Origin of the sequence: Blautia wexlerae, assembly GCF_013300825.1 — a bacterium.
Classification (GTDB): domain Bacteria; phylum Bacillota; class Clostridia; order Lachnospirales; family Lachnospiraceae; genus Blautia_A; species Blautia_A wexlerae_B.
The window spans coordinates 1-825 of record NZ_JAAIMY010000082.1; the positions used below are offsets into that span (position 1 = coordinate 1).

The window sequence follows — 825 nt, forward strand, 5'->3', positions numbered from 1 at the left end:
GGTTAAATGTATTTTTTAATTCTACCTTGCAAGAGTAAATTCTATACCTGTAGAAATTACTTCTGCATGGATTTTTCCTTCTTCTTTTTATAAAATACTACTGCAGATGATCCCCTGCCTGTGCAGAAGGAGGATAAAATGAATACAGGAAGACCAAAAGGCAACCAAAAACATCTTGACTTATCTGCACGTATTATAATCGAACAGCATTTAAATAACGGTGATTCATTTAGAAGTATTGCAATAGAATTAAGCAAGGATCCAAGTACCATATCCAAAGAAATCAGACGTCATTCCATTATCAGGGAAAGAAGCGCAGATGCATTTGCCCCTATTCCCTGTGCAAACAATTATGATAGTTCAAAGCCGCGGACAAATATATGCAATGTCATGCATATGTGCGGTGATAATGAATGCCGGCGCAAATGTGTCCTCTGCAGAAAATTCAGATGCAGCGATGTCTGTAAATTTTATAAACCAAGAGAATGTGAAAAATTAAATAAACCTCCTTATGTGTGCAATGGATGCAGCAAGAGAACGAATTGCATGATGGACAAAAAGATCTATTCTTCAAAATACGCCCAGGACTCCTATGAAACCCTTAGGACTACCAGCAGAGAAGGGATAAACCAGACACCGGAAAGTATACAGAAACTGGACAACCTGTTGTCACCGCTTCTCAAAAAAGGACAGTCCATTGCCCACATCTACGCATCTCATGCTGATGAGATCGCCTGTTCCAGAAGAACCATATACTCTTATATAGACCGTGGCGTTTTTCAAGCCAGAAACATAGATCTGCGCCGTAAAGTGGTATACAAGCAG

Annotated in this window: 1 protein-coding gene; it reads left to right on the top strand. The window is 39.4% G+C overall.

Annotation, left to right across the window (positions count from 1 at the left end):
* Positions 1 to 138: 138 nt before the first annotated feature.
* The coding region (locus G4417_RS16490; RefSeq protein ID WP_173684238.1) for a helix-turn-helix domain-containing protein at positions 139 to 825 on the top strand (687 nt) is incomplete at its 3' end.